This window comes from Anaerohalosphaera lusitana (genome assembly GCF_002007645.1).
In the GTDB taxonomy this organism is placed as follows: domain Bacteria; phylum Planctomycetota; class Phycisphaerae; order Sedimentisphaerales; family Anaerohalosphaeraceae; genus Anaerohalosphaera; species Anaerohalosphaera lusitana.
Map to the genome: position 1 here is coordinate 2,619,784 of NZ_CP019791.1, position 26,142 is coordinate 2,645,925.

A 26,142-nucleotide genomic window follows, 5' to 3' on the forward strand; every position below is an offset into this window, starting at 1 on the left:
TGCATTTTTCGACTTGCAATTGTTCTTTCGCTGTTGCTGCTTATCTCAGTGCTGCATTTTGGTGGAAGAGATCAATATGAGGGGTTTTATATCACGGCAAGAGTTTCAAGGCAACCAAAATTACCGGGAACTCTTTATTTCATCAAAAATCACCACTGCTTAGCGTCCAGCTACCTGGAAAGCCCGGTGAGCAAGGTGATCAATGTCAGGTGGAATGACGAGAAGTAAACGACCAACTTAGTTGAAATCAGGCTTGAAAGAGACAAAATTAGCAATTACAATGGCTAAAAAGCATGTGTGACTGGCCTTTAACTGAGACAAAGCGTTTTGGTCACTGCGTGTTTGTTTCAGCGGTGTAGCGGTTAGGTTTATCTGTGGTATTCAGCATAAAGATGTGCGTCCAGGGGACGTTGCAATAAAGAGTGTAAGTGATATTGTGGAGAGTTAATATGATGGCACGGTTTTGGTCTGTAGTGTTATTGGCGGTTTTTTCATTTTCTGCATCGGCGGGAACTATTTCGTCCAATGACCTCGAGGTGAATCTGGATACTGGATTTCCAGGCATAGAGTCCTATTCTTTCAAGGGTGAAACTGTCGATCTGGGCGGAAGCACAGCTAATACAGTTTTGCTTAACAAAGAGACATTCAAGCCGGCGGTTGAGTTTGGTGTGACCGGCGACGATTCGGCTGAGTATGTGATGGATTTTGCCGACATCGGCGTAAAGCTGATCATGGAGGTTGAGACGTCGCCTGAGGCGATTTCGTTTACGATAACGGATATTATCGAGACGAGCGATTTCATGGTCAAGCGGATCGAGATGCCGGGGCTGGTGCTTGCTCGCGGCGAAGGGGACAGCACTGCCGCTCTGGCGAATTTCCCCAAGGCATCGTATGCATCAGAAAAGCCCGAGGACCGCGACGTGTTCGGCAAGGTTTCCCAACTGAGCGCGGATCAGCTCAGGTCATCGGCTCCGGACGGGGGCAAGGGGACTTCCTATGCGTTCGTGAGTGACGGCGATGTATGCGCGGGTATTTACACCAACGTGATGGAAGAGGACCTTCGCATGATCGTCAACTTTGCGGGTGAAGGTGAGAACAAAACGATCTCTGTCGCTCCGGGCGAATGGCAGTGGAGGCAGGTCTCATTCATGACGACCGTGCCGCCGAAGGTGAAGCTGATCGTTGCGACCGACAACAACGACGACGGCGAGGTGACCTGGCAGGATGGTGCGATAGCGTATCGCCGAAACACGCCAAAGGCTTATGGGGCCGGTACGCTCAAGGACCATGTGATCGGGCATATCGCGATGAATTTCGGCAGCCAGGCGACTAATCCGTTCCTGAGGGTGCTTGACAACGCCAAGAAGGTCTGGCTGTACACGGACGGCATGGGCCAGCATATTCAGTTCAAGGGCTATCAGTCGGAAGGGCATGACAGCTCGCATCCGGACTATGGCGGAAATGTCGGACGCAGGCAGGGCGGCAGAGATGATCTCAATTTCGTCATGCGTCGCGGCCACGACTTCGACGTGCTTTCGGGTGTGCATATCAATGCCACTGAATACCATAGAGAAGCGAAAAACTTCAATTGGGACATTGCAAACGAAGGCAGTATAGGCTGGAGCTGGCTGGATGAGTCATATCATACGGATTATATTTATGATTCTGCATTTGGTACGCTTTATCCGCGACTGGAAGAAATGCGTGCCGATCTGCCCTGGCTCGATTTTGTCTATCTCGACGTATTCTACGGACGCGGCTGGCCAGGCTGGCGGATGCATACTAAGACGAACGACCTGGGCATTTTGCAGTTTACCGAGTTTCCCGGCGTGATGGAACGTGCGGTCATCTGGGACCACGTTGCGAATGACTGGACCCAGGCAATCTGGGGCAAGGGCGACAGGAGCGAGATCGCTCGATTCATATATTATTCAGAAAAGGACACATTCCGGCACGATCCGCTTTTGCGCGGCACTAACTGCGACGGGTTCATGGGTTGGCACGCGGAACGGGATATGCTTCAGACGATCAAGTCCGCCTTTACTGTCAATCTGCCGACGAAGTATCTGCAGCATTTCGAGCTGATCAAGCAAACCGATGATTCGGCTCTGTTTGACAGCGGTGCGAAAACCGAGGTCGAAGGCGAAGTCTCAAAGATTTACGGTGCTGATGGGCAGTTTATCGGCTCGTGCAGATATGAAAAGCCGAAATCGCGGCCCGTGGATAATCTCGTTTTCATTCCTTGGGACCCGATGACCGAAGAGAAGATCTACCACTGGAACGACAAGGGTGGTGAGAGCGATTGGACCGTTCCGCAGAGCTGGAGCGATGTGGACAGCGCGTACCTGTATAGGCTGACCGACCTGGGTCGGGTATTCGAGAAGGAAGTGCCTGTCATTAGCAATAATGTGAAACTGACCGGCATAAAGGCCGGGACGCCTTATGTGCTTTACAGAGATATCGCAGGCCCGCTGCCTCAGATGGAATGGGGCGAAGGTGGTCTTGTTGCTGATCCCGGATTCGACAGCCATTCTTTTGACTACTGGGAAAAGGCCGAGGATTCCGCGGATGTGAAGTTCCAGAATAACAAGTTCGGGCAGACTGAGCTTATTATGAGTTCGAAGGGCGGCAAGATCAGTCAGGATATTCACGGCTTAGAGGCCGGCGAGACATATGCCGCTTCGGTATGGTTTTCGGTCAAGGGCGAACAGCCTGCGACAATAATGGTCAAGGATTACGAGCCGACATTGGAACTGCCCGCGATCAATAAGGAAATGTGGACGGTTTCCACTTCCTCAGGCAGCGGCAAGGCAGCGATCGACGGCAGCGTTGGCAGTATATGGCATACCGCTTACGGCAAGACTACACCAAAGCACCCGCATCATATTACGATCGATTTCGGCAAGACGCTTATGCTCGACGGCTTCGTTCAGACCGCACGGACGGACATGCATAACGGAGTGATCACGGACTACAGTGTGCAGGCCAGCACAAATGGCGAAGACTGGAACACTGTGATCGAGAAGGACACGTTTGAGTATGACGGCAATGAGGCGAAGGTTATGTTTGATGAGCCCGTGAAGGCTAAGTACTTCAAGCTAATCGCTCTGTCAGAACATCGCGGCGGCCCGTGGGCGTCAGTGGCTGAGCTGGATGTGATCGGTGAACCTGCGACAGCGACGAAAGACGGCGGTAAGCCTAAGATCGCGACAGTGACCAGGACGATCGACAGTACCGATCTGACTAACTTTACCGACCAGTCGAGCAAGTACATGAGTAACTGGCACCGCATGAAGGTGCTGTTCGATGTGCCCGAGGGCGTCGATTCAGCCGAGATCGTCATTTCGGCGGCTGAAGGTAAGAGCGATTCGGCCGTATTCTTCGACGATGTCCGGGTAGTGAAGTCCGGCAGAAGCACGCCTCCTGAAGATGCGGAGAATGTTGTTCTTTACGAAGATTTTGAGAATGTCGACGAGGGCTGGGGCCCGTTCATGTACGGCTGGAAAGGGCCGATGAACACGCATCTGTCCGAGACGAACCTGCCGTATACAAACGATACGATCGAGGGTGAATTTTCACTGAAGACGCGACATGAACGTCACGAAGGCATAATCTACCGTACTGTTCCTGCAACGCTCAAACTGCAGTCCAATACGGAGTATCGTGTCAGTTTTGATTATCTGTCTGACACAACTGATCGGTATACTTTTATCGCCGCCAGCGGAAGTGATGACGACGGCATGGTTGAACAGGACCTTACCAACGGCGCCTGGGAGCCCACAGCCGAGTCGTTTGTCTTTGAGACAGGTACAGGGTCGGATTGGTACATCGGGGTTCGAAAGAACAGCCGGGAAAATGGAATCCTCGTAATCGACAATGTTCTTGTTGAGAAGGTGGAATAATGACGTCCATTTGAATTAAGTGTAATGATAAGGCTTCCGGAACATTCAGGTCCGGAAGCCTTTTTCTTAATATTGGACCTGTGTATTTAAGTGCTCAAAGCAATTTAACCGCAAAAACTCCTTGTAAGGCGCAGTTTCATTGTGTGGGTGTTCTAAAAGGAAGATATTTATTATTTTTTGAAGGGGAAAGCATGCGTATCTGCCTGGCTGCAGTGGTAATCTTATCGGGGTTCGGTGCCTGTTTTGCAGGGCCGGCGGGGGAATTGAAGCCTGATTACGGCCAGATCGGCCAGGATATTGAGCTTGTCTCAGTGCCTGATGAGGAACAGGCTTATTACCAGGTGCAGAGGACCCGAGACGGGCAGGATCAATTGTTTCTTACACCTAATAACGGTTTCTTTGCTGAAGGCAGGCTCATGTGCGGTGGCGAAGGACTTGAAATAATAAAGCAGGACCGTCTGAACCAGGGCAAATCATTCGGGTTCATTACCGGCTGGAATAAAGGAGATATTGCTGAGTGGGGCATATGGCTTGAAAATACAGGAAAGCTGAATGCCTATGTAAACACAAGCGGCGACAATGATGCGGTATTTGTGATTCACCTGGATGGTCAGCGTGAAGTGTTCGCAAGTAAATCGGGTCAGAACGGGCAACCGACACCTGCGGGGTGGGGCCGGTTCAGTGTTAAAAAGAATGGCTTTTACAAACTGAAGCTCGAATGTCTGAAGTCCGGAACAGGCAAATCCAAAGTGCACTGGATCGAACTAAACGGCAGTTCCGCAGAAAAAGGCGGCGTGGTTCGCCTGCGATGGCGACCTTCGGCGGCTCATACCAAATTCTCTTCTTCTAAGGTAGAAGGTCCTGTACGTGCGTGGGTTATGGAAATGGATGCAATGCTTGGTGAGCACGGCTTTTATTCACCTGTAACTACACCTTTCGGCTACTACGGGCCTACGTGGCAGGCGAACGGCAAGGTAGGATCGGGTTTTAATTTTTCGCTATGGTCTTACGGCCGCGGCAAAAAGGAGCCCCCGGTTGATCAGCTTTCCCATCTGCTGGCGGTAGGCAGTCCGAAGGCAAGATTCGGCGGTTTCGGGCACGAAGGGACCGGCGTCAAGGTGCGCGGCTGGGCTCCACTGGAAGGACGCCAGACTCAGCGTCAGGCCATCGCGCTGCGTCTCGAGCCCGGTGAAACTTATGACACCTACTACAGTTATTTCCATGCGTCGGATGAGAAGGTCTGGAAGCTGTTCGGTGCGGGCAACAAGTACAACAAAAATAATACGGATCCAGCGGATAAGTCGCTGTGGGTCGGATCATTTATTGAAGTTCCCGGCCCGGCCCAAAGACAGCGGACAGGACCTTATCAAAGGCGCATGCGTTACCGCGGTTGGGTGATGAATGCGGATGGTAAGTGGTATCCGCTTGACAGAATGCGCAACGGCAATATCAATCGCAGCACCGGCTTGACCCACACTAAACGCGGGGTTAATGAGAACGGCTGGTTCTATTTGCAGACGGGTGGGTGGAAACGCTATAAAGGTAAACCCAATAAAAATTTTATCGAACACCCGGATCCAACTGAATTGAGTGAGGTGCCATACATGGATCGGGAGGATGTTATGACGATCCAGAGCATGCCTTGTGAGATTGAGATTTTGAAAGCTGAAATTGAAGCAGATAAGCTGGTTCTGGGTTTCGGTATTCGCGGGTATGGCGGTCAAGTAACGGCTTATTGGGGAGACAAAGATTGTCTGACGCTCACTGATCGCTGGCAGAATTCAAAAGTGATTGCCGATGATGCGAACGAGGGCTTGAATAAGGTGGTTATTTCGGACATCTCGGCCGATAGCGATCTGTGGGTGAGGCTACTGCTTGAGAACGATCGGGGCCGGTTTTTCACTCAGAAAAGCAGTCAGGCCAAATGACAAAAGAAAAAAGGTTCGGTTGAGGATGTGAGTGAAGTTTCAAGCACATCTCTACGCATCTCAGGCCTCAGCTCTCGATGGTAGCCGAACCTTTCATTCATAGTATTGTACGCTGCATGTGACGGCTCTGCGACAATGAATTGACCAGGTGCATAAATAAATCATGAATAGAGTAAAGACCCCTATAGCCTGAAGGGATGCGCAAAACAAAAGGCTCGGAAGTAATTGTGGTGTGTCAATTGCAACCACAATTCTACGCATCTGTCGGCTTTTCAATCACCTTCAGATGGGTGCCGAGCCTTCTGATTATATTATACTTCATAGCTGGACATGTGCGAATAATTTGGCCAGGATTCCCTTCAAATTAGCGCCTTTCAGGGTGCGGCCCGATACGTGTGTAGGGGCTGCCTTGAAGATTCGATCTGCGCAGAATGAAAGGCTGGGTTTTGGTCGTGATAGTCTATTGCTATCACTATCACATTCCTGCTCATCTGTTTGTTTATTATTACCTTAAGATGGGTGCCCAGCCTTCTAATTATACTATACAGCAAACTGGCAGTCGGTGCGCGATGATATGAAAATTTGCCCTTATAATTTTTGATTTGAGCATTGACGCTGATCTGGTTATAGTAGGTACCGGTAACATGGTAGTGTGGGGGTCTTTGACGCAGGAGTGTGAAGCATGAAGAAAAAAACAATGATGATGGTAGGTCTTTTGATATTTTCAGGCGTAAGTTTTGCAGCGGCGGAGGCTCGCGAGGATGCTGAACTCTACGAGTGGAAGAATGGGGATGGCATGAATGGCGTGTTTCCGCACATCACAGTAATGGCGCCTGGGGCTGGCAGTGACAGCGAGGCAGGCGTCGGTGCGATGATCCCGTGGGCGGATCGTCTTTGGGTGATAGGCTATGTTGCCCACATCCGCGGCGAGAATCTCGGCCTTTTCGAGCTCAAAGAGGATATGTCATGGCGGCGGCATCCTGCCTCGGTGACGGGAACGTTTGCGAATCGTTTCATCCACTGGGAGAGCAAACAGGCAATAATCGGCCCGCATCTGATCGATGAAAAAGGCAAAGTAAGGACGATCGAGCAGCTTTCAAAGCACAGGCTGACTGCAACTTGCTATCACCTCGAAAAGCCTCAGGCTATGGTCTATTTCCTGACCATGGAGGGGTTGCTTTTTGAGGTCAACGTTAACACACTGGAAGTGAAGCAACTGGGTGACTTGACTAAAAAGCTATATGTCGAGGGTATCTGGCCGCACTGGAAGGGCATGTGGAGTGCTCAGGGCAAGCTCGTCGTAGCGAACAACAGCTACGGTGAGGGCGAACACATGGGCAAACGCCATGCCGGCCGGCTTGCCGAGTGGGATGGCGAGGGTGAGTGGAAGATACTGGAGAAAAACCCATTCGTCGAAGTAAGCGGGCAGACCAGACGCGGCAAATATGGCGGCGCCTTGTTCGCAACCGGCTGGGATGAACGGTCGGTCATCATGCGGGTGTTGTCTAATGGCAAATGGAAAAGATACCGACTTCCCAAAGGTAATCACACATATGATCACGGTTGGAATACAGAGTGGATGCGTATCCGTGAAGCGCAGACCGAACGCTATTTGATGGACGTATTCGGCATTTTTTACGAGATGCCGGCAATTGTCTATGATAACAGTGTCTGGGGCGTCAAGCCGATATGTTCGCATCTGCGGCTGATCCCTGATTTCTGCAGTTGGCGGGGTTTTTTCGTTATGGGCAGCGATCAGACAGAGCATAACGTCGGTCAGCCTCAGTCGGGTCTTTATTTCGGCAACATAGATGATCTCTGGCAGATGGGCAAGCCGACCGGCTGGGGTGCTGTTTGGCGTAAGACTGAGATTGAGGCGGGCGAGACCAGTGATCCGTTCCTGATGACGGGTTTCGACAAAAAGGTACTGCATCTTGCTGTCGAAAGTGAGGATCCGATGACAATCACTGTTGAAGTGGACTTTCTGGGCGACGGCATGTGGAAGGAATATGAAACGTTCAACCTCGAGCCCGGAGGGTATGTCCACCATGAATTTCCTGATGCGTTCAGCGCGCATTGGGTGAGGCTGAAGACAGATGGAGACTGTAAGGCTACGGCCCAGTTCATGTATAATTAGCCTACTGATCAGCTAATCAAATTCGTTCACGAAAGGGTCGTAATATGCAACTTTTGCCGGCCTTGAGGTCTTATGCTTTGTTTTGTTTATTTGTTTGCAGTGTTTTCTCCGGTTTGCTTTTGGGCGACGAAAATGGCGAGGAAGTGTCACTTATCCGTCGGACAGAAGTTGCCCAGGTGGAAACAGACTGGATGATCAATGATGTGCCACAGAAAGCCAGCGTTTGGCAGGATGGTGATGATGAGATCGTGCTCGGGAACGGCCTGATCGAGCGGCGGTTCAAGCTTGCTCCGAACTGTGCGACGGTGGCATTCGACAACTTGATGACGACAGAGTCGATTCTGCGGGCAGTAAGGCCCGAGGCTGTCATAGTGCTGGATGGGATAGAATTTGATGTAGGTGGGCTGATCGGGCAGCCCAATCATGCGTACCTCACGGACGAATGGATCCAGCAAATGCAGGCCGATCCGAAGGCGTTTCAATTTGTCAACTTTGAGATCGGCGAAACGAAAAAACCTTTCGACTGGAAGGTCACCAGATACTGCACGAACAAGCAGTGGCCCGCACCGGGCGTGAGTCTGCGGCTGGATTTCGAGATAGACAAAGCCTCTCTTATGAATCGAAATAGTAAGCTGCTGGGCAGTTCAGTTGGGCGTGAGCTGCTGTTTAGTGATGAGTTTGATCTGCTCGATAACTCCTGGTCGGTGCACGCGGCTTCACAGGAGCGTTCTTCTTTCTCCAACGAGGGGAAGGTCGGCGAGATATACACGCCTGCAAATACGGCCCTTTACGCTGAGAAAGACCTGCCAAAAGGCACCAGGCTGGTAGTATGCTTTATTGACCCCGGCACCGATGACAGCGCTACCTGGGGACCGGGCATGGCGATTGTCTGGGATGAACACATTGTTAAATTCAATATTAGGCCGGGCAAAAAGCAGTTCGGCATCACTCATAACGGCAGCGAACAATTTGCAGGCCGGGCCAAGCCGGGGCAGGCCTATTACCTGCGGATGCGGCTTGATGGTGGTAAGGTTCATTGCGAAGCCAGTGAGGACGCTGATAAGTGGTTCAGCGTTGGATCGGTTGTTTCAGGCAGTTCAAATGCTGAGCCCAGGGCGGTTCGAATTGGCAAAATGGATGCTCGCGGTGGAGGCAACGATTACGGACAGGCAGGTGATTGGGTTCGGCTGCACGTGGATGATTTTGCTGCTTATGGTCAGTTCAATGCGGATAAGCTGGGAGATGAGTTTGAACAGTTAAAAACTTTGACAGACGTGAAAGTTTCTGTTCACTATGAGCTTTACGATGGTCTGCCCTTGTTGTCTAAGTGGATAACAGTTACCAACGGTGCTGACCGATACGTTCGGCTCAATTCGTTTACAAGCGAGGTGCTGGCGGCGGTTGAACCCGAGTCCGTGGTCGGCGATCGCGGCGGTGCGTGGATGCATCCGAATATTCACGTCGAAAGCGAGTACGAGTTTCACGGTATGGACGCAAAGAGTGCGAACGAAATGGTGCATTGGGTGGAGGACCCGCAGTACAAGACGCAGGTTTCCTACGGGCTGAAAACGCCTTGCCTGTTAAAGGTAGAGCCAAGGATCGGACCTGATGTGCTGATCGGAGCGGGTGAGGAATTTGTTAGTCCGCGAACATTTGAACTTGTTCATGATAGCCGGCAGCGCGAACGGAAAGGCCTGCAGGTCAGACGGATGTATCGAACCGTAGCGCCATGGATTACCGAGAATCCCATCATGATGCATGTGCGTTTCGCTGACTGGGATTCTGTAAAGCGAGCGGTTGACCAGTGCGCTGAAGTCGGATTCGAGATGGTCATACTGACCTTCGGCAGCGGTTTCAATATCGAGAATGAGAGCGAGGAGTATCTAGCGAAGATGAAGAAGATGGCAGACTATGCCCACAGCAAAGGGATCGAGCTGGGCGGATATTCGCTTCTGGCCAGTAGGCGTATCAGCGATGAGCACGATGTAGTGAATCCTGAGACAGGTAAGCCCGGCGGCTTTGCAACATTCGGAAATTCTCCCTGCCTGGAGAGCGAGTGGGGACAGGATTATTTTCGTAAGCTGTACCAGTTTTATGAGGAGACAGGATTTGATCTTTTGGAGCACGACGGGTCATATCCGGGCGATGTATGCGCGTCGAAGGACCATCCGGGGCATGAAGGACTGGGCGATTCGCAGTGGAAACAGTGGAAGAAAATTTCGGACTTCTATAAGTGGTGCCGGGGCCGCGGCATATATCTCAATGTACCCGACTATTACTTTCTGACGGGTTCAAACAGGACCGGCATGGGCTATCGTGAAGTCAACTGGTCGCTCCCGCGTGAACAGCAGATCATACACGCCAGACAAAATATCTACGACGGCACATGGACCAAGACGCCCAGCATGGGCTGGATGTTCGTGCCACTGACACAGTATCACGGCGGCGGGGCGGCTGCGACTATCGAACCCCTGAGCGAGCATCTCGACGCGTACGAGGCTCACATGGCCAATCTTTTCACCACCGGCGTGCAGGCCTGTTATCGCGGGCCAAGACTTTACGACACTGACGAGACTAAAGACGCGGTCAAGCGATGGGTGAGCTTTTACAAGCAGTATCGCGAGCTTCTGGATTCGGACATCATCCATGTCCGGCGTGCGGACGGGCGGGATCTGGACTGCATGATGAGCGTAAATCACCGGCTGGACAAAAAAGCCATGATCGCGGTGTTTAATCCCACCGATGATATGATTGAGAAGACGATTACGATTCCGATGTATTATACGGGTCTGGACAGATCGGCAGAGGTGACAAGCAGGTTCGGCAAGACGAAACGCTACAGGATCGATCGGCAGTATGACATGGAGCTGCCGGTGTCCGTAGGTGCCGGGCAGATGATGTGGTACCTTGTAGAATGAACGCGGATTGGTGTGAGTAAAAGACTCCGGCTCAGTCTAAGCCGTATCCAGGCTCGTAAATGACCGTTCGAAATCGGATACCGGCGTTAAGATAAGATAATTACTGTGAAGCTATATCCGTACTCTTGTACCACGCCTCATAACAGCGTTTGCCTATCTGCCCAGGAAATGTTTCAGGAGCGATCCCCCAGGCTTCTTTGAAAGAACTGGCTGCTTGTTTGTCTTTTCCTTCCTGACGGCGGTAGCAATTACCGAGTGCGACATGAACGAAAGCCCGTTGCACCTTGGTATAAGCATCGGTACGGAGCATCTTCTTGAGTTCGTTCTCCACTGCTGCGCCCTCTCCCTTTTGGGTACGGCTGGTCACGTCTGAGAAAAGTTTCTGCCAATGAGGGAAAGTGAGCCGGGCATAGTGTCCTTTAGAGTCTGTGGGGTCGAGTTGCTTTATGCGTTTCAGCAAATTATCAGGACGGTTCAACGGCATTTCGCCGATTTTTGCAAGAGCTGCAAGCTCTGTATCTTTGTCACCGGCTGACTTTGCTTTCTCGGATTCGTCTTTAAGCGACTCGTATTCCAGACACAGCTTTGCAAACTGAGCAATGCTTTTGCGGGCCTGCTCAATATCCTTTGGCAGGTCGACACCCTGGCGGATGCCCAGAAGCTTGCCCTCAGATGAATAACCTATCACGGCAGGGTAAGTATGTACGCCTTTGGCCTTGAAACCCTCATTGCGTGACTTATTCTTATTCTTCTGTTCGTCAGTGGCAGACTGCAGCACTCTGACATCGGTTAAAACCGCACGGCCTTTATTTAGCATCTGAGACATTGACTTGTCTTCGAATACATCTTCATAAAGACGCTCGTTCCACCGGTTCCAGTTGCCATGTGCAAGTACCACGAGCACCGTCTTGTAATTCTTCGCTTTCTCCAGACCGTCGGAAAACGAATCCCCATAGATTACCTGTGCATGCGAAATTGCCCCAGCCAGGTTGAATATAGTTGCGAATACGAGTATTTGAATTGTTCGTTTCATGTTCATCGGTTCCATTTAGTTCAATCGCTTTCCATATGCCAGAATCCGTGCGAAATGCATACAATGCCCGTCCCTCTCGATACGAATGTAGCCGGCTCGCGGCTTCTCATCAGTGAGATCGATACGGTAGAATAATTTCGAACCTTCAAGCTTACCGATCTGCTCCCAGGACTTGCCATCAGTCGAAGCGAGCACACGAGCTCCGTTTGCCCGCCACATGAATCCGCCTTTACGGTTCTGTATAACGAGCCCGTTAAGCTGTCCGAAATTACCCAGCCGTACTTCGATCCAGGGCGTTTCTGTAGAATTGGTATGAAGCGATCCGCCGTGCATGTTCAGCACACCCCAGTGTCGTTCCGGCGAATCATATCGTTGCCCGATGCCGCTGATCCGGATCGCTCCGCCTTCCGTTAAAAGTTCGCCGGTGAACGGTTCTATCCCGTCCGTAGGCATCGGCTCATAAAGACTTGAGCACAGCTTACCAATAGTTTGGTATGAAGCAAGGTCCCCGCGTTCCGCGGCAGCAGGGAGCGATGTTCGCCCTAGCTGACGAATTACAGCATCCACATTTTTGCCCTCTCCCTGCTTTGCGAGATCGTTAACCAGCCATTCCTGGAAATCGAGCCAGGCCTTTTCGTTATCGCCGCACTGCTGTTTCATCCATGCAAGAACCGCCGACCCGATCGAGGCCTTTGGAATAGAGATATGCGTTAGACGAAGCTTGAACATTTCTTTAACACGGGCACTGCTCAGATGCTTAAGCATCCAGTTCCACGCCCCCTCGATGTTCCACCTGCCGTCACCAAAGTCATCGAATGATTCCATGTACTGAGCGAAAAACAGTGCCCGCTGATTGTCCTTCAATCTTGGCAGCACATTGCTGTAGGCATACTTTGAAAGCAGCGCCCACGCCGGTTCTTCGTGTTCCTGGGCCAAAGTTTTCATTACTTCCATGCCGTATCGCTTCCACCACATAGCGGGCAGGTCCTGACGCTGTCCGAATTCGGCCCACTGAACCCATGCACCATAATGGACCGGATGAACATTGACCGCTTCTCGAAGCTTACCCTCTGCTGCTCGAGTATTACCTTGAGCTTCATACCAGTGGGCCAATCGGACCAGGTCATTAGATTTCTTTACGAGCTGCGGTTTCTTGAATGCCTCCTGAGTTAACAGCAAACTCTGCCATGTCGGCCGATAAAGCCAGTTGTGCATGCCTCTTTTCCAGGAGAGCGAATATGCCGGCTGCCATGTTTGGGGTCTGACCTGTACGGCATAGGCGCAGTGACCAGGCTCACCCATTGACGTTGCCGGGATTCCGTTAGCAATCGCTGCCGCTGTACCAAGATTCGAAAGTGCGCCGCAGACTCCCCCGACCTTTATAGCCATCTCAGGATCACAAGAGAACGAGCCGCGAAAAGGGCGATAATACTGGGGACCCTGGACCGAATCTCCAAAGCAGTTATGTCCACGGTAGGGAGCCTGCCAGCATGCCCCGACGTATTGGGCCCTGGGCAGCGATATCCGGTCGCGCAGATACCGCATAGCCTCGGCAGTTGAATAGCTCGCATACTGAGGGCCCCGAGCAAGGTACCTGCGCTCCCAGGTCGCCAGCTCACCATAACACTCGTTCAGAAACCCATCGTCCCAACTGTCCCGGAAATAAAGATACCGCTCCCACATCCAGTCGGGATCGAGTCGTGTGTTAGAACCCAGAGCCAATCCGCAGGCAGTAGCCATAGAACGGTCTACCGCGTCGGCTGTAAAACCCTTGTCGTCAAGCCAGACACGGTGCAGAAAACTCAGAACGCGTTCAGGATTTCTTACGGGCCCGCTGTCGAGCAGATCACGCAGCCAGAGTTCGTTCGAATATAAGGAATCAAGAAACTCTGAGCCCTTATTTTTGCCTGCAATAGTTGAAATCGTATCATCCCCCGCAATACGTTTGACTTCGTATGCGAGAAGTTTTTCAGGCGACGGTGAAGAAGGTGGTGCAGCGATTGAACTGCTGACGTAAAAAGCCATCGCGCAAATGGTCAGTATTGATTTGAAGATGTTCAAATTCACACTCCTTGATATTACAGCTTATCTCATTCGGTAGGGCGGGTACAACTTATTGCCGCATTCTTAACCGGCGCACACCAGCAAGCTGTGAAAGAACCCACAAAGGTATTATAGTTACCTTGTGAAGATTATTCAAGCACCGGTATGTGTAAAGAATCTGTATCAGGAGGGTTTTACAGTGATTCTCGCACATCCTTAGCGTCAGAAGTGGCCTGTTCCAGGCTCTTCTTTAGACGGCGGTTTCGAAAAAATGCCTGGAGCTGCTCCCGGCACTCTTCCTGCAGGACGCCTTTAGTGTTTTCAATGTGGTGATTAAGCCGATCATCTTGCACAATGTTGTATATGCTGCCGCACGAGCCCGTTTTCGGATCCTCCGTACCGAAAACGAGTCGATCCATACGGGCCAGAACCAGTGCGCCCGCACACATCGGGCAAGGTTCCAGCGTGACGTAGACCGTACAGCCGTGCAGCCGCCATGTCCCCAGGAATTCCGCCGCCTGCGTCAGGGCAATTATCTCCGCGTGCGCGGTGGGGTCATTTAACTGTTCACGTTCATTATATGCTTTAGCGATAACACGACCTTCATGCACAATAACACAGCCGATAGGTACATCACCGTTTTCCTCGGCAATATAGGCCTGATCGATGGCCTTTCGCATGTAGTCTTGGTCGATATTGATTTGGTCGACTGAATTCATCGCTTCCCCTGGCACAATAAGCGCATAAAAAAATACCCCCAAGGGGACTCGAACCCCTGTTACCGGGATGAGAACCCGGCGTCCTAGGCCGCTAGACGATGGGGGCATTAAAATGCCGAAAAATAGCGGCGGATGGATTCGAACCATCGACCCTGGGCTTATGAATCCCATGCTCTAACCAACTGAGCTACGCCGCCATACAAAACCTGCGTCGAAAAGAGGCCGTTAGTTTACACAGAAAATGCTCTTCTGCAAGCAAAATTTCGCGTATTTTGTTCAAAATATCGCCCTTGAAATGTATATTGACCTTTCCTATGCGTATTGAGAAGGCTTCTTGACTGAGAAGATGACAGAGGTATAATTCCACTTTGCTTTGCTTTTGAATTATGTTGATGAATGGGAGTGCAAGTTGGCGAAAAAACAACAAAAGAAAACAGCTAAGGGCGGCAAAAAATCTCTCTGTGACAAGTGCACCGGTCTATGCTGCAGGTATTTTGCACTTCCGATCGATACGCCGGAGGATTGGGACGATTACGATGATATCCGCTGGTATCTCAATCATGAGGATATAACGGTTTTCGTCGAGGACGGCGACTGGTATGTGCAGGTGGCGAACAAGTGCAAGTATCTGTCCGAGGACGATTATAAATGTCAGATGTACGAGACACGTCCCAAAATTTGCCGCGGCTACAGCACGGAAAATTGCGATTTCACCAGCGACGATTACGACTACGAGCTGCATTTCACCGACGAGCATCAGATGGAAGAATACATGAAGATCAAATTCGGACCGAAGGTTTTCGACAAGCTCAATCCTCGAAAACGCAAGAAAAAGGCGAAGAAACGCAAAGCCAGATAGCAAAAGTACCATCTTTTGACCACATTTTAAGCTGAATATCCAACCGCAGGACCATTTTATGAAGATCAAAGCAGTTAAGGGAACACGTGATTTCTATCCACAGCCGATGGCTGTACGCAACTTTATCATAGACGGCTGGAAAGAGGCCTCACTACGCAACGGGTTCGAAGAATACGACGGCCCAATATTCGAGTACCTCAAGATGTACCAGGTCAAGAGCGGCGATGAGATCGTCGAGCAGCTCTTCAATTTCGAGGACCGCGGCGGCAGACACCTGGCAATTCGGCCCGAGATCACCCCGACCCTCGCCCGGATGGTCAACCAGCAGATTAACGCACTGCCTCGCCCGATCAAATGGTTCTCGGTTCCGCGCCTGTGCAGGGCGGAAAGGCCGCAAAAAGGGCGTTTACGTGAGTTTTTCCAGTGGAACATAGACATAATCGGCGTCGACAGCGTGCTTGCCGATGCTGAGGTGATCTTCACGTCCATTGACTATCTTCGCGGACTGGGACTGGATGCGGATGATATCAAGGCCAGAATTTCCAGTCGCAAACTGCTGGCAGCGTTCCTGAAAAGCGCCGGCATAGCAGAAGACCAGCTCGAATCGATCTACCCCGTGCTGGACAAAAAGCCCAAACTCCCGCCCGAAGCATTCGATGAGCTCTTGCTCAAATCGATACCGGACAGCGATATCGCTGAAAAGGTCCAAAAGTTCATGGTGCTGGATGACGTTGCGAAGATCGCGGCAATGTCCGACGGCAGCGAAGAACTTGAAGATGCGATTGCCGAGCTTGCCGAACTTTTCCGCATCCTGGATAACATGGGTATTGCTGACTACTGCGTATTCGATCCGGGCATCGTTCGAGGCCTGGCCTATTATACCGGCGTAGTTTTCGAGGTTCACGATGTGGTTGGTGAGCTGCGAGCTTTGTGCGGCGGGGGACGTTATGACAACCTGCTCAGCGATTTCGGCGGCCCGTCAGTCCCGGCAACAGGTATGGGCATGGGCGACTGCGTCTTGGAGATACTGCTTCGTGAGAAGGGGCTGCTCAAGGACGATAAGCTCCAGACAAAAAAGATTGACTGTTTCGTTGCCTATGCGTCCGGCGAGTTTGCAGGCGAAGCGGTGAAACTGACAGCCGAGCTTCGGGGACTCGGCGTCTTTACCGATTTCAGCTACAAGGGCGGCAATCTGGGCAAGCAGCTCAAAAAGGCTGCTTCTGCCGGAGCGAGCCATACCGTCATTATCGGGCAGGAATTTGCGGACGGCGGAAAATACGTCTTAAAGACGATGGCAACGGGCGATCAGGCCGAAGTCACGCCAGAATCCCTCTACGAGATGGTCACCCGAGACAAGGGTTAGGCAAATCTGATCCCTCTGAACAAAAAAAGCCAGACCCGACGTTAAGTCGAAGCCTGGCCTCGGAGGAGGGTGATGAAAAGTTTTAGCCGGTTCCTGGCGTCTTGGTCGGTATTTTTTACCGCCTCGACCTTCCACTTAAACTATACGTCAATATAGTCTCCACGCAATTATTTTTGGCGGTTTTGGCGCGTTTGCTTATACCGCTCGTGTAGGCAATTTGATCGACACGCATTTTTAAGCTCAAATGGGCGATTTCGCGAGTCTTCTTCGCTGACAAGGTCATGTTTCGAACAACGAGAGTTTCGTAACAATTCACAGCCAAATGTGGGAAAATCCTTTCTAAGGCCATTGATTGCATCTTGACGATTGAAAATAAAGGGATACACTAATACCTATGTCGTCACAATCCAACGATTATGAGATAGCCCTTGAAAGCTGGTTGATCGAAAATCGCCTCAAATATGTGGCAGTGGACCAGCAGAAACGCAATCACTTTGCACGCAACAGCGTCAAGAGTTTTGACTTCCTGTTGTACAACAATAGGGCGGGTCTCTGCCCCGATGCTGCAGATATGATCGTAGCGGAAGTGAAGGGCAGGCTCTACAAGGGGACAAATTTCGCAAGCCTTTCTGGGCTTCAGAACTGGGTCACGCAAGATGACGTGATAGGTCTGGAGGATTGGCAGTCCGTTCTTCAGGAGTCCTCGGCACGACAAAAGGTTGAAGCGGTTTTTGTCTTTGCATACCGGTTTGAGAAAATAGACGTTGAAACTGACGGCAGGGCGACTTATGATTTCTGCGACAACCGTTATGCGTTTTTAGCGGTAAAACTCGATGATTATCGCAAACTAATGAAAGTCAGGAGCCCAAAATGGAAGACTTTTTCCGTGCCGGCTGCCGATTTCAGGCAAATTGCAAAGCCGCTCGGGCAGTTCCTGCTTTGAAAGGTATTTAAAGCTTCATGAACAAGATTATTACGGATCTTGCCGGCAAGGTTCTCACCGGCGAGCTCCTGGATCAGAATGAGTGTCGGATGCTGCTCGACGAAGCAGAGTCCGATTATGACGACCTTCTCTATTGGGCGAACCGCATCAGGCAGGCGAATTTCGGCAATAAGGTCAAAATGTGTTCGATCGTTCCTGCCAGGCTCGGCGGCTGCGATCAAGACTGCGCGTTCTGCGCCCAGTCCGTGAGATACAACACGAACATCGACAAGCGTGCAAAGCTTTTGAGCGATGAAGAAATACTCGCAGCAGCCAGAAACGCACGAGACAACGGTGTCCGCAGCTTCGGGATAGTGTATTCCGGAAGGGCGATAACCGACGAGGAACTGGACCGGGTTATCGAACTCGCGAAGATCATAAAGAATGACTACGGCCTGCAGCTTTGCGGCTCACTTGGCACTATCTCCGCAGAACAGGCCAAGCTGCTGGCCGATGCCGGTTTTTCCAGATATAACCACAACGTGGAAACCTCGCGAAGTCATTTTCCCAATATAGTGACCACACACAAATTCGATGATCGGGTTAAGACGATCAAAAACGCTATCAGTGCGGGCCTGGGTGTGTGCGGCGGGGGTCTGTTCGGCCTAGGTGAAACCCAAGCAGATCGCATCGAGATGGCGATCGAATTGCGGGACCTCGGCGTCGACATGGTCCCGATGAACTTCCTGCACCCCATCGAAGGCACACCAATGGGTGATAACGAACCTATGCAGCCGCGAGAGATCCTGACCACGGTGGCTCTTTACCGTTTTATCCTGCCAAAGGCCAGCCTGAAGGTCGCGGGTGGCCGCAAGCTCAACCTGCGTACCCTGCAAAGCTGGATCTTCCAAGCAGGCGCGACCTCGATCATCACCGGCGACTACCTGACGACCGCGGGAAGCTCTGTAAGCGAGGACGTGCAAATGCTAAAGGACCTCGGATTGGAGCCCTGCTGATATGCGAATAATTGCTGGATCGAAGCGCGGGATGAAGCTTTTGCCTCCCAAGAACATGGAAACAAGGCCGATCACGGATCGTGCGAAGGAGGCTTTGTTCAGCGTAATATTCAAATATGACATGCCCGCGGACTGTGTTGTAGGCGATCTGTTCTGCGGCACGGGTTCGATGGGACTTGAATGTCTCAGCAGGGGGGCGAAACATGCCACCTTCATCGATCAGAGTGCCCAGGTCATCGATCTTCTCGAAAAGAACATTTCAAAGGCGCATTTCGAGGCCGAGTCAAAGGTCATCCGGGGTAATGTATTCAAGATCGGTGCCCCGGTCGGATTCGAAGAACCAAAGTACGATCTCGTTTTCGTCGACCCGCCTTATGTGATGGCGCGGGATACGGTCCAGAAGTCCCGGCTGGGCAGGCTGCTGCATTTGCTCTGTGAGCAGGTTCGGCCTGGCGCGATAGTGATCGTTCGAACACACAAAAGGACGCAGTTGGAAGATCAGTACGGCGAGCTCAAGGTCATAGATGAGCGGAGCTGGGGTTCGACGTCGGTAACGATTCTGCGATATGAACCCGGTGAACAGGACGATGACGAATAAGCAGGCAGCAACAAAGGTCGTCCATAGACTCCGCGAAGAGGGCTACCAGGCTCTGTTCGCAGGCGGGTGCGTGCGTGATATGCTGCTGGGCCGTCAGGCAAAGGATTACGATGTTGTCACAGACGCCAGACCGAAGCAGGTAATGGATATTTTCAGGCGTACACTTGAGATCGGCGCCCAGTTCGGCGTAGTCGTCGTCATGCTCAAAAAGCATCAAGTGGAAGTCGCAACCTTCAGAACCGAAAGCGGATACGCGGACGGCCGCCATCCCCAGGAGGTTCATTTCTCCAACGCAAGAGAGGATGCTGCCCGGCGGGACTTCACCATTAACGGCATGTTCTATGACCCCGTTGCAGAGCAAGTGTATGACTATGTAGGCGGCCAGACGGATTTGGACCGGCAGGTTATCCGAACGATAGGTGAGCCGCACGAGCGCTTCAGCGAAGATTTCCTCCGCATGCTGCGCGCGGTGCGATTTGCAACGCAGCTTGATTTTGAGATCGATCCAGCAACGTGGAACGCGGTGCGTGAGCTTGCCGGCAATATAACCCGCATCAGCGGTGAACGCATCGGCATGGAACTTGAGGCAATGCTCATTTCCCCGAACCGAGCCAGGGGTGCGAGACTGCTCATCGAAAACGAGCTGGCTGATCAGATTTTCCCAGAGATTGACCCAAATGAGTTGACGGCGGGTATTGGAGTGCTTGAACAGCTTCCCAATGGCGCAGGATACGAATTGACACTGGCAGGTCTGTTTTCGGCTTGCAAATCTGCGGCTGTGATCAATAGCCTGGCCGTAATCAGGCCCAGCAACGCACTGATAAAGCATGTGCAGTTTCTGCTGGATAACAGGGGCGTATTGCTTGAAGATGATATGAGACTTGCACGGCTGCGTCTTTTGCTGGCGGAGCCCTATTTCGACGACCTTTACGAGTACCAGCTCGCTATCCAGAAAGCTAAAGGCGAATCTGTCAAGCCGCTCGAAACCATACGATCTCGGGCTCAGGAACTGAAAGGCACCGAATTGACTCCCGATCCACTTTTGGACGGTCACGAACTGATGAAACTTGGGGTAAAACCGGGCCCAATGGTTGGTGAAGTCGCCCGAGAGATGTATCTGGAGCAGCTAGACAACAGGCTGAGAACCAGACAAAAGGCCGAAGAATGGGTACGAAATCGAATAAACAGTGATAAAACGGGCTAAAAGGGGGGAGTCTTAGGGAACTTTTCTCACAATTTGCCCCAATAAGTACTTGCCTGATAATATCATTTGTGATAGATTTTGCCGCACGCGGGGCCTTAGCTCAGTTGGGAGAGCGCTTGCATGGCATGCAAGAGGTCGTGAGTTCGAATCTCATAGGCTCCATTGCCTTGCAGCCCGGCTGTGAGGCAATGCTTTTTTACAATCTGGAGAGGTGACCGAGTGGCTTAAGGTAACGGTTTGCTAAACCGTCGTACGGCGTAAAGCCGTACCGGGGGTTCGAATCCCCCCCTCTCCGTTTTTTCATTTTTTACACTCAAAATCGCTGATTCTGCGCAAACTGCGTGATTTATGCGCAAAAAAACGCGGTTTGGTTCGATTTCTTGAAACCCCGGATGCTCGGTGGTTTTTGGTACCTGGCGTTTTGCTGCGAGGCTGGTATGAGGTTTGGGCGAAGGTTTGCCTACTCAAAGAAGTCTTGGGGATTATTATCAGCTCGTCGGGTGGTGTCGTTTTCTGTAGTTGAGGGGCGTTTCCTTCATGTGCTTGTGGAAAACCTGCACCATGTAGGTTGCTGACGAGAATCCTGTTTTCTCAGCGATCTGTGAAACCGTCCAGTCGGTTTGCAGCAGCAAGTCTTTTATTCTGGCAACTCGTTCTTTTTGTATGTAATTGTTTATGGTGCAACCCATTTCCCTGCGAAATCTCAGCTCAATGGCACGCCGGGATAATGCGACCTGATCGGCGATGTCGTTGATTGCGATCGTGTCGTGTAAGCTCTCTTTGATAAGCCTTGCTGCCGTTGCTACTTCTTTATCGTCCATTGCGAAAATATCCGTGGATCTTCGAGTGACCACATAAAGAGGGTCAATGGTTATCTGAGCGTTATCGATGCGGTCGCCTGAGAGCATTTTGTTGAGCAGTTCCGCTGCCATGTATCCAGCCTTTTCTGTCGACAGCGCTATGCTTGAAAGGGGAAACTCGGAAAGTTCACAGATCAATTCGTCATTGTCGACCCCGAGGATTGCTGCATCTTGAGGGACATTCAGGCCGGCAAGCATGCACGCCTCTGCGATATCCTGGCTTCGATCATCGTTGCAGGCGAAAATTCCGACCGGTTTTGGCAGTGCTTCCAGCCACTCGACCAGCAGAGCTTGTTCGTTCTCCTGCCATCGCTTGTCGTTTGCTTGCGGATGTGCAAATGCGTGAAGGTCGTAACCAGCTTCTTGTACCGCGTCACCGAAGCCCTGCTTGCGGAGCTGTGACCAGTACATCTCATCAAATCCGCAAAATGCAAAATTCTTGAAGTTCCTATCAAGGAAATGTTCTGCTGCCATTTTACCAACTGCCGTATCATCGGCTATGATTGTTGGCAGGTTCTGACAAACATCTTTGATACCCTGCACTATCATCGGTATCCCAAGGTCGATTGCCGGCAATAATGTCTGCGCATCGTCGGTGTGCGCGATAATGCCATCTACCAGGTTTAGCTGGGGCGATGAACCGGCGTCTTCGGGTGATTTCCTGTAGAATGGGAGATTGCGGGAAAAGGACCATGGGCCGTGTAAGCGGGAGAATATCGCGATGCCTGAAAGCAGACTCTGGCCGTAGCCTCGTGAAGTTTCGATCAACAGGCCTATTCTTGGTATATGTTTCATTGGGAGAAGACCTTGGTTTTGCAAATGTTTCGAGATGGTTTGCGCAATATTTACATCATTTTGCGCTATATTGACTTGTGCTGCAAGTTGATTTTGGGGATACTGTTTGCGGTGTCATAGTTCTAAGGTTGGGATTAAACTTAATGTCGATGGGGGGGAGAGGTATGAAAGTGGTCAAAGAAAAAACAGATGGCGAGTATAATCTAAGGTACTTACTTGGCATTTCTCTTGTCTCGGCCATGGGAGGGCTGTTGTTCGGGTACGATCTTGTGGTGATCGGAGGCGCCAAGGAGTTTTACGAACTGGTTTACAACTTATCCTCACCGGCCATCAAGGGCTGGGCCGTGAGCAGTTGTATCGTCGGCTGTATAATTGGGGCTCTGTGCGTGGGCAAGCCTGCAGATGTTTTTGGCCGCAAAAAGCTGCTGATCGTTTCCGCTGCGATGTTTTTCGTTTCCGCGATCGGGTCCGGATATGCGCCCACATTCACGCAGTTCGTACTTTATCGCCTGCTTGGCGGGATCGGAATGGGTTTCGCATCGACGCTTTCGCCGATGTATATCGCCGAGGTTTCGCCGGCATCACTTCGGGGGCGGTTTGTATCACTGAATCAGATGACGATCGTGATCGGTATTCTGCTGGCCCAACTTGTGAATTATCTGATACTGCAGTCGCACCCTGTCCCGGAAGGGGTCGAGGGAGCAGCGCTTCTCAACACCTGGAACGGTCAGACCGGCTGGCGGTGGATGTTTGCCGCCGAGGGAATACCGGCCTTGCTTTTCTTTGCATTGATGTTTACTGTGCCGAACAGTCCGCGATGGCTTTGCAGGGCGGGTCGAACTGAAAAGGCTGTGACAGTCATGGAAAAGGTCGGCGGCGCCGGGTACGCCGGGAACTCGCTTGCCAGTATACTCGAGACGTTCGATGAGAAGTCGCGACGACACGAAGTCAGAGAGCTTCTAAAGCCCCGCATGCGAAAGATCCTGCTGATCGGCATCGTCCTTGCCGTGTTCCAGCAGTGGTGCGGCATAAACGTGGTCTTCAACTACGCACACGACATTTTCAAGGCTGCCGGCTACAACGTAAGCGGTGTGCTGTTCAACCTGGTGATCGTTGGCATTACAAACTTTGCGTTTACTATCGTTGCGATGTTTACGGTTGATAAGATCGGTCGCAAGTCACTGCTGCTGTGGGGTTCGGCAGGTCTGGCTATTTCATTCGGGGTGGTCGGTCTGTTTTTCCACCTGAACGTACAAGGTATTCTGGTGCTGTTGATGGTTCTGGCTGCTTTGGCCTGTTTCGCAGCAACGCTTGGTCCGGTGGTCTGGGTCGTTATATCGGAAATATTTCCCAACCGCATACGAGGACTCGCAACTTCCATTGCTGTCCTTTCCCTGTGGATAGGCAATTTTGTCCTCTCTTATACTTTCCCGATCATTCAGGATGCGTACAGCATTGCAGCAACATTCTGGATATATGCCGTGGTCTGCGTGCTGGGGGTTGTCTTTATAAGAATATATATTCCTGAGACTAAGGGCAAGACACTAGAACAAATTGAAGCGAATCTGTTAGACGAGAATTTGAAAGAAACTTATGGTGAATCACAGGGAACTGGTAAGAAAGTCGCTGGATCACGTTGATCCCGGCAAGGTCGTTGTCGATTTTGGAAGCACGCCGGTCACGGGCATGCATGTTTTGTGCGTTGCCCGACTGCGTGAACATTATGGGCTGGAGAAAAAGCCGGTAAAAGTATCTGATCCATACCAGATGCTCGGCGAGATAGAGCCGGATCTGCTCGATGCCATGGGCGTGGATACCATCGGGCTTGCACCGCCGGCCACAATGTTCGGTTTCAAAAACAACAACTGGAAGGAATTTACGACACCCTGGGGACAGGAGGTTCTTGTTGGCGGGGATTTCAATGTTACAAAGGACAGCAACGGCGATCTGCTGATGTATCCGCAGGGTGACACTGACTCAATGCCGAGTGGACGAATGCCGGCAAGCGGTTATTTCTTCGATACCATCATACGCCAGGAGCCGATTGATGAAGACAAGCTCGACCCTGCAGACAATCTCGAAGAGTTCGGACCGATCTCCGATGAGGACCTCAACTATTACAAAAAGCAGGCAGGTAAGCTCGCGGACTCAGGCAGGGCGGTTGTCAGCAGCCTTGGCGGTACTGCTTTTGGCGACATCGCGCTGGTTCCGGCGCCATTCTTGAAGAACCCCAAAGGCATCAGGGACATAACCGAATGGTACATGTCAACGGCTATGAGACCGGACTACATTCATGCAATATTCTCGAAGCAGAGCGAGATCGCAATTGATAATCTCGCCAGGCTGCACGATGCCGTCGGCGAAGCCATAGATGTCCTGCTTATTTGCGGCACGGACTTTGGCACACAAACGTCCAGTTTCTGCTCGACTGAGACGTTCGATAAGCTATATGCTCCGTACTATAAAAAGCTCAACAACTGGATTCACGCGAATACGACCTGGAAGACTTTCAAGCACTCCTGCGGTGCGGTTGCCAATTTCATGGAGCACTTTATCGAATGCGGGTTCGACATTATCAATCCCGTCCAGTGTTCGGCAGCGGGAATGGATCCGAAAACGCTCAAGGAGTCTTACGGCGACAGGATCGTCTTCTGGGGCGGCGGGGTTGATACACAAAAGACACTGCCTTTCCAGACACCGGAGGACGTTCGCCAAGAGGTGCTGAGCCGCTGCGAAACATTCGCCCCAGGCGGAGGCTTCGTATTCGACGCAATCCATAACGTACAGGCCAACGCCCCCGTCGAAAACGTTGTAGCCATGATCGAAGCGGTCAAAGAATTCAACGGCGAAGGCTGATTTGTTAGATAATTCTTGGGCCTGAAAGACGACTCGGCAGGCATCCAGTGCATTGTTTTGCTGGCTGTCCATGTTTTGTGGCCTGCGGTCTGTTTTTCCTTTCTTTTTTGCTGTGAGTTCGAACATGCTTTTATAATTGAGGTAAGCAAAAGAAACGAATCTAACACAAAAACAGCTTGAAATGTGCACTTAGATTAGGTATTTGTGCTGGCTCCTGGTTTGGTTTACTTACTTTAGCGGAGCAGATAGCTGTGAATTACAAATATATTCTTTTCGACCTTGATGGTACATTGATCAACACCCTGGCTGACCTTTCGAACTCGATGAACTATGGGCTAAAACAACTCGGTCAGCCTGTGCACAGTCACGAAGAATGCCGAAAGATGATAGGCAGCGGCGTTCGCAAATTCGCCCAGCAGGCGCTGCCGCCAACTGATCAGGATCTGGTGGATGAGCTGTTGAACCTTATGCGCGACCATTATCGGCAGAATTGCACTGTTGATACCGTGGTTTACGGGGGTATAAATGAGCTGCTTGCCGAACTGGACAGTATATGTGTCCCGATGGCGGTCGTAACCAATAAGGACGAGGATGTTGCACGGGCGATTGTGAGACACTATTTTGGCGATCGATATTTCAAAAAGGTTGCCGGCGCGAAAGACGGCGTTGCGATCAAGCCTGACCCGGCTGTCACCCTGGCTATCGCCGAAGAACTCGGCTTTTCGGCCGAAGAGACACTTTTTGTGGGTGACAGCGACATTGATATGCTCACCGGAACGGCCTGCGGCATGAAGACCGTGGGTGTGAGCTGGGGATTTCGCGACAGTGAGCTTTTGAAACAGGCCGGCGCTGATGTGGTTGTGGACGAGCCTGCGGAAATCGTTGAATTGCTCGCTTGACATATTTTGCGATGCTGATTATATTTAAAGGCCGACGTAAGGTGCTGATTTAACGGCACTTATATTGTAAAAGCTACACAGATGTATGGA

Annotated in this window: 17 protein-coding genes and 4 tRNA genes; 15 read left to right on the forward strand and 6 right to left on the reverse strand. The window is 51.4% G+C overall.

The window, feature by feature from the left end; all coding sequences use genetic code 11:
- Positions 1-449: 449 nt before the first annotated feature.
- The 4 genes from STSP2_RS10645 to STSP2_RS10660 all read left to right on the forward strand — a co-directional run bounded on the left by STSP2_RS10645 (position 450) and on the right by STSP2_RS10660 (position 10,885).
- Positions 450-3,902 (forward strand): endo-alpha-N-acetylgalactosaminidase family protein, encoded by a 3,453-nt coding sequence (locus tag STSP2_RS10645; RefSeq protein ID WP_146662518.1) that lies wholly within the window; start codon positions 450-452, stop codon positions 3,900-3,902.
- A gap of 191 nt (positions 3,903-4,093) precedes the next feature.
- Positions 4,094-5,830 (forward strand): DUF3472 domain-containing protein, encoded by a 1,737-nt coding sequence (locus tag STSP2_RS10650; RefSeq protein ID WP_146662520.1) that lies wholly within the window; start codon positions 4,094-4,096, stop codon positions 5,828-5,830.
- A 682-nt stretch (positions 5,831-6,512) separates the two neighbouring features.
- Positions 6,513-7,967, forward strand: coding sequence for a hypothetical protein (locus tag STSP2_RS10655; RefSeq protein WP_205847870.1), 1,455 nt, complete (start codon positions 6,513-6,515; stop codon positions 7,965-7,967).
- Between the two features lie 119 nt (positions 7,968-8,086).
- Complete coding sequence (locus STSP2_RS10660; RefSeq protein WP_146662522.1) at positions 8,087-10,885, forward strand: hypothetical protein; 2,799 nt, start codon at positions 8,087-8,089, stop codon at positions 10,883-10,885.
- A gap of 100 nt (positions 10,886-10,985) precedes the next feature.
- Here the strand turns inward: STSP2_RS10660 and STSP2_RS10665 are convergent, their stop codons facing one another.
- The 5 genes from STSP2_RS10665 to STSP2_RS10685 all read right to left on the reverse strand — a co-directional run bounded on the left by STSP2_RS10665 (position 10,986) and on the right by STSP2_RS10685 (position 14,877).
- Positions 10,986-11,918 (reverse strand): hypothetical protein, encoded by a 933-nt coding sequence (locus STSP2_RS10665; RefSeq protein WP_146662524.1) that lies wholly within the window; start codon positions 11,916-11,918, stop codon positions 10,986-10,988.
- A gap of 15 nt (positions 11,919-11,933) precedes the next feature.
- Entirely contained in the window at positions 11,934-13,979 is a 2,046-nt protein-coding gene (locus STSP2_RS10670; protein WP_169853144.1) for a discoidin domain-containing protein, read from the reverse strand.
- A gap of 176 nt (positions 13,980-14,155) precedes the next feature.
- The gene (tadA, locus tag STSP2_RS10675; protein ID WP_146662528.1) at positions 14,156-14,680 is read right to left on the reverse strand and encodes a tRNA adenosine(34) deaminase TadA; all 525 of its coding nucleotides are present in this window, start codon (positions 14,678-14,680) and stop codon (positions 14,156-14,158) included.
- 33 nt (positions 14,681-14,713) lie between these two features.
- A tRNA-Glu gene (locus STSP2_RS10680) sits at positions 14,714-14,786 on the reverse strand.
- 17 nt (positions 14,787-14,803) lie between these two features.
- Positions 14,804-14,877, reverse strand: a tRNA-Met gene (locus STSP2_RS10685).
- Between the two features lie 212 nt (positions 14,878-15,089).
- Between STSP2_RS10685 and STSP2_RS10690 the strand changes: the two genes are divergently transcribed.
- From STSP2_RS10690 to STSP2_RS10725, 8 genes are all read left to right on the forward strand, one after another.
- Positions 15,090-15,539 (forward strand): YkgJ family cysteine cluster protein, encoded by a 450-nt coding sequence (locus tag STSP2_RS10690; RefSeq protein ID WP_169853145.1) that lies wholly within the window; start codon positions 15,090-15,092, stop codon positions 15,537-15,539.
- Positions 15,540-15,597: 58 nt separating this feature from the next.
- The gene (hisS, locus tag STSP2_RS10695; protein WP_146662532.1) at positions 15,598-16,902 is read left to right on the forward strand and encodes a histidine--tRNA ligase; all 1,305 of its coding nucleotides are present in this window, start codon (positions 15,598-15,600) and stop codon (positions 16,900-16,902) included.
- Between the two features lie 394 nt (positions 16,903-17,296).
- Entirely contained in the window at positions 17,297-17,845 is a 549-nt protein-coding gene (locus STSP2_RS10700; RefSeq protein WP_146662534.1) for an HYExAFE family protein, read from the forward strand.
- A gap of 17 nt (positions 17,846-17,862) precedes the next feature.
- Complete coding sequence (gene bioB, locus STSP2_RS10705; RefSeq protein WP_146662536.1) at positions 17,863-18,840, forward strand: biotin synthase BioB; 978 nt, start codon at positions 17,863-17,865, stop codon at positions 18,838-18,840.
- Position 18,841: 1 nt separating this feature from the next.
- Complete coding sequence (rsmD, locus tag STSP2_RS10710) at positions 18,842-19,438, forward strand: 16S rRNA (guanine(966)-N(2))-methyltransferase RsmD (RefSeq protein WP_146662539.1); 597 nt, start codon at positions 18,842-18,844, stop codon at positions 19,436-19,438.
- Positions 19,428-20,642, forward strand: a complete 1,215-nt coding sequence (locus tag STSP2_RS10715; RefSeq protein ID WP_169853146.1) for a CCA tRNA nucleotidyltransferase — start codon at positions 19,428-19,430, stop codon at positions 20,640-20,642. Before rsmD ends, STSP2_RS10715 begins: the two co-directional genes overlap by 11 nt.
- An 89-nt stretch (positions 20,643-20,731) precedes the next feature.
- Positions 20,732-20,804: transfer RNA gene (locus STSP2_RS10720), tRNA-Ala, on the forward strand.
- 43 nt (positions 20,805-20,847) lie between these two features.
- Positions 20,848-20,937 (forward strand) — tRNA-Ser (locus STSP2_RS10725).
- A gap of 193 nt (positions 20,938-21,130) precedes the next feature.
- Here the strand turns inward: STSP2_RS10725 and STSP2_RS10730 are convergent.
- Positions 21,131-22,297, reverse strand: a complete 1,167-nt coding sequence (locus tag STSP2_RS10730; RefSeq protein ID WP_146662543.1) for an AraC family transcriptional regulator — start codon at positions 22,295-22,297, stop codon at positions 21,131-21,133.
- Positions 22,298-22,461: 164 nt separating this feature from the next.
- Here STSP2_RS10730 and STSP2_RS10735 point away from each other — a divergent pair, with 164 nt between their 5' ends.
- The 3 genes from STSP2_RS10735 to STSP2_RS10745 all read left to right on the forward strand — a co-directional run bounded on the left by STSP2_RS10735 (position 22,462) and on the right by STSP2_RS10745 (position 26,052).
- Positions 22,462-23,937, forward strand: a complete 1,476-nt coding sequence (locus STSP2_RS10735) for a sugar porter family MFS transporter (RefSeq protein WP_146662545.1) — start codon at positions 22,462-22,464, stop codon at positions 23,935-23,937.
- A complete protein-coding gene (locus tag STSP2_RS10740; protein WP_146662547.1) occupies positions 23,891-25,153 on the forward strand; it encodes a uroporphyrinogen decarboxylase family protein in 1,263 nt (420 codons plus the stop codon). The genes STSP2_RS10735 and STSP2_RS10740 overlap by 47 nt, the downstream gene beginning before the upstream one ends.
- Positions 25,154-25,404: 251 nt before the next feature.
- Complete coding sequence (locus STSP2_RS10745) at positions 25,405-26,052, forward strand: HAD family hydrolase (RefSeq protein ID WP_169853147.1); 648 nt, start codon at positions 25,405-25,407, stop codon at positions 26,050-26,052.
- Positions 26,053-26,142: the final 90 nt, after the last annotated feature.

What these genes read in the sequence shown, in the direction of transcription:
- STSP2_RS10645 (WP_146662518.1), top strand. Translation starts at nt 450, where the DNA reads ATGATGGCACGGTTTTGGTCTGTAGTGTTATTGGCGGTTTTTTCATTT.
- STSP2_RS10650 (WP_146662520.1), top strand. Translation starts at nt 4,094, where the DNA reads ATGCGTATCTGCCTGGCTGCAGTGGTAATCTTATCGGGGTTCGGTGCC.
- STSP2_RS10655 (WP_205847870.1), top strand. Translation starts at nt 6,513, where the DNA reads ATGAAGAAAAAAACAATGATGATGGTAGGTCTTTTGATATTTTCAGGC.
- STSP2_RS10665 (WP_146662524.1), bottom strand. Translation starts at nt 11,918, where the DNA reads ATGAAACGAACAATTCAAATACTCGTATTCGCAACTATATTCAACCTG.
- tadA (WP_146662528.1), bottom strand. Translation starts at nt 14,680, where the DNA reads ATGAATTCAGTCGACCAAATCAATATCGACCAAGACTACATGCGAAAG.
- hisS (WP_146662532.1), top strand. Translation starts at nt 15,598, where the DNA reads ATGAAGATCAAAGCAGTTAAGGGAACACGTGATTTCTATCCACAGCCG.
- STSP2_RS10700 (WP_146662534.1), top strand. Translation starts at nt 17,297, where the DNA reads ATGTCGTCACAATCCAACGATTATGAGATAGCCCTTGAAAGCTGGTTG.
- bioB (WP_146662536.1), top strand. Translation starts at nt 17,863, where the DNA reads ATGAACAAGATTATTACGGATCTTGCCGGCAAGGTTCTCACCGGCGAG.
- rsmD (WP_146662539.1), top strand. Translation starts at nt 18,842, where the DNA reads ATGCGAATAATTGCTGGATCGAAGCGCGGGATGAAGCTTTTGCCTCCC.
- STSP2_RS10715 (WP_169853146.1), top strand. Translation starts at nt 19,428, where the DNA reads ATGACGAATAAGCAGGCAGCAACAAAGGTCGTCCATAGACTCCGCGAA.
- STSP2_RS10730 (WP_146662543.1), bottom strand. Translation starts at nt 22,297, where the DNA reads ATGAAACATATACCAAGAATAGGCCTGTTGATCGAAACTTCACGAGGC.
- STSP2_RS10735 (WP_146662545.1), top strand. Translation starts at nt 22,462, where the DNA reads ATGAAAGTGGTCAAAGAAAAAACAGATGGCGAGTATAATCTAAGGTAC.
- STSP2_RS10740 (WP_146662547.1), top strand. Translation starts at nt 23,891, where the DNA reads ATGGTGAATCACAGGGAACTGGTAAGAAAGTCGCTGGATCACGTTGAT.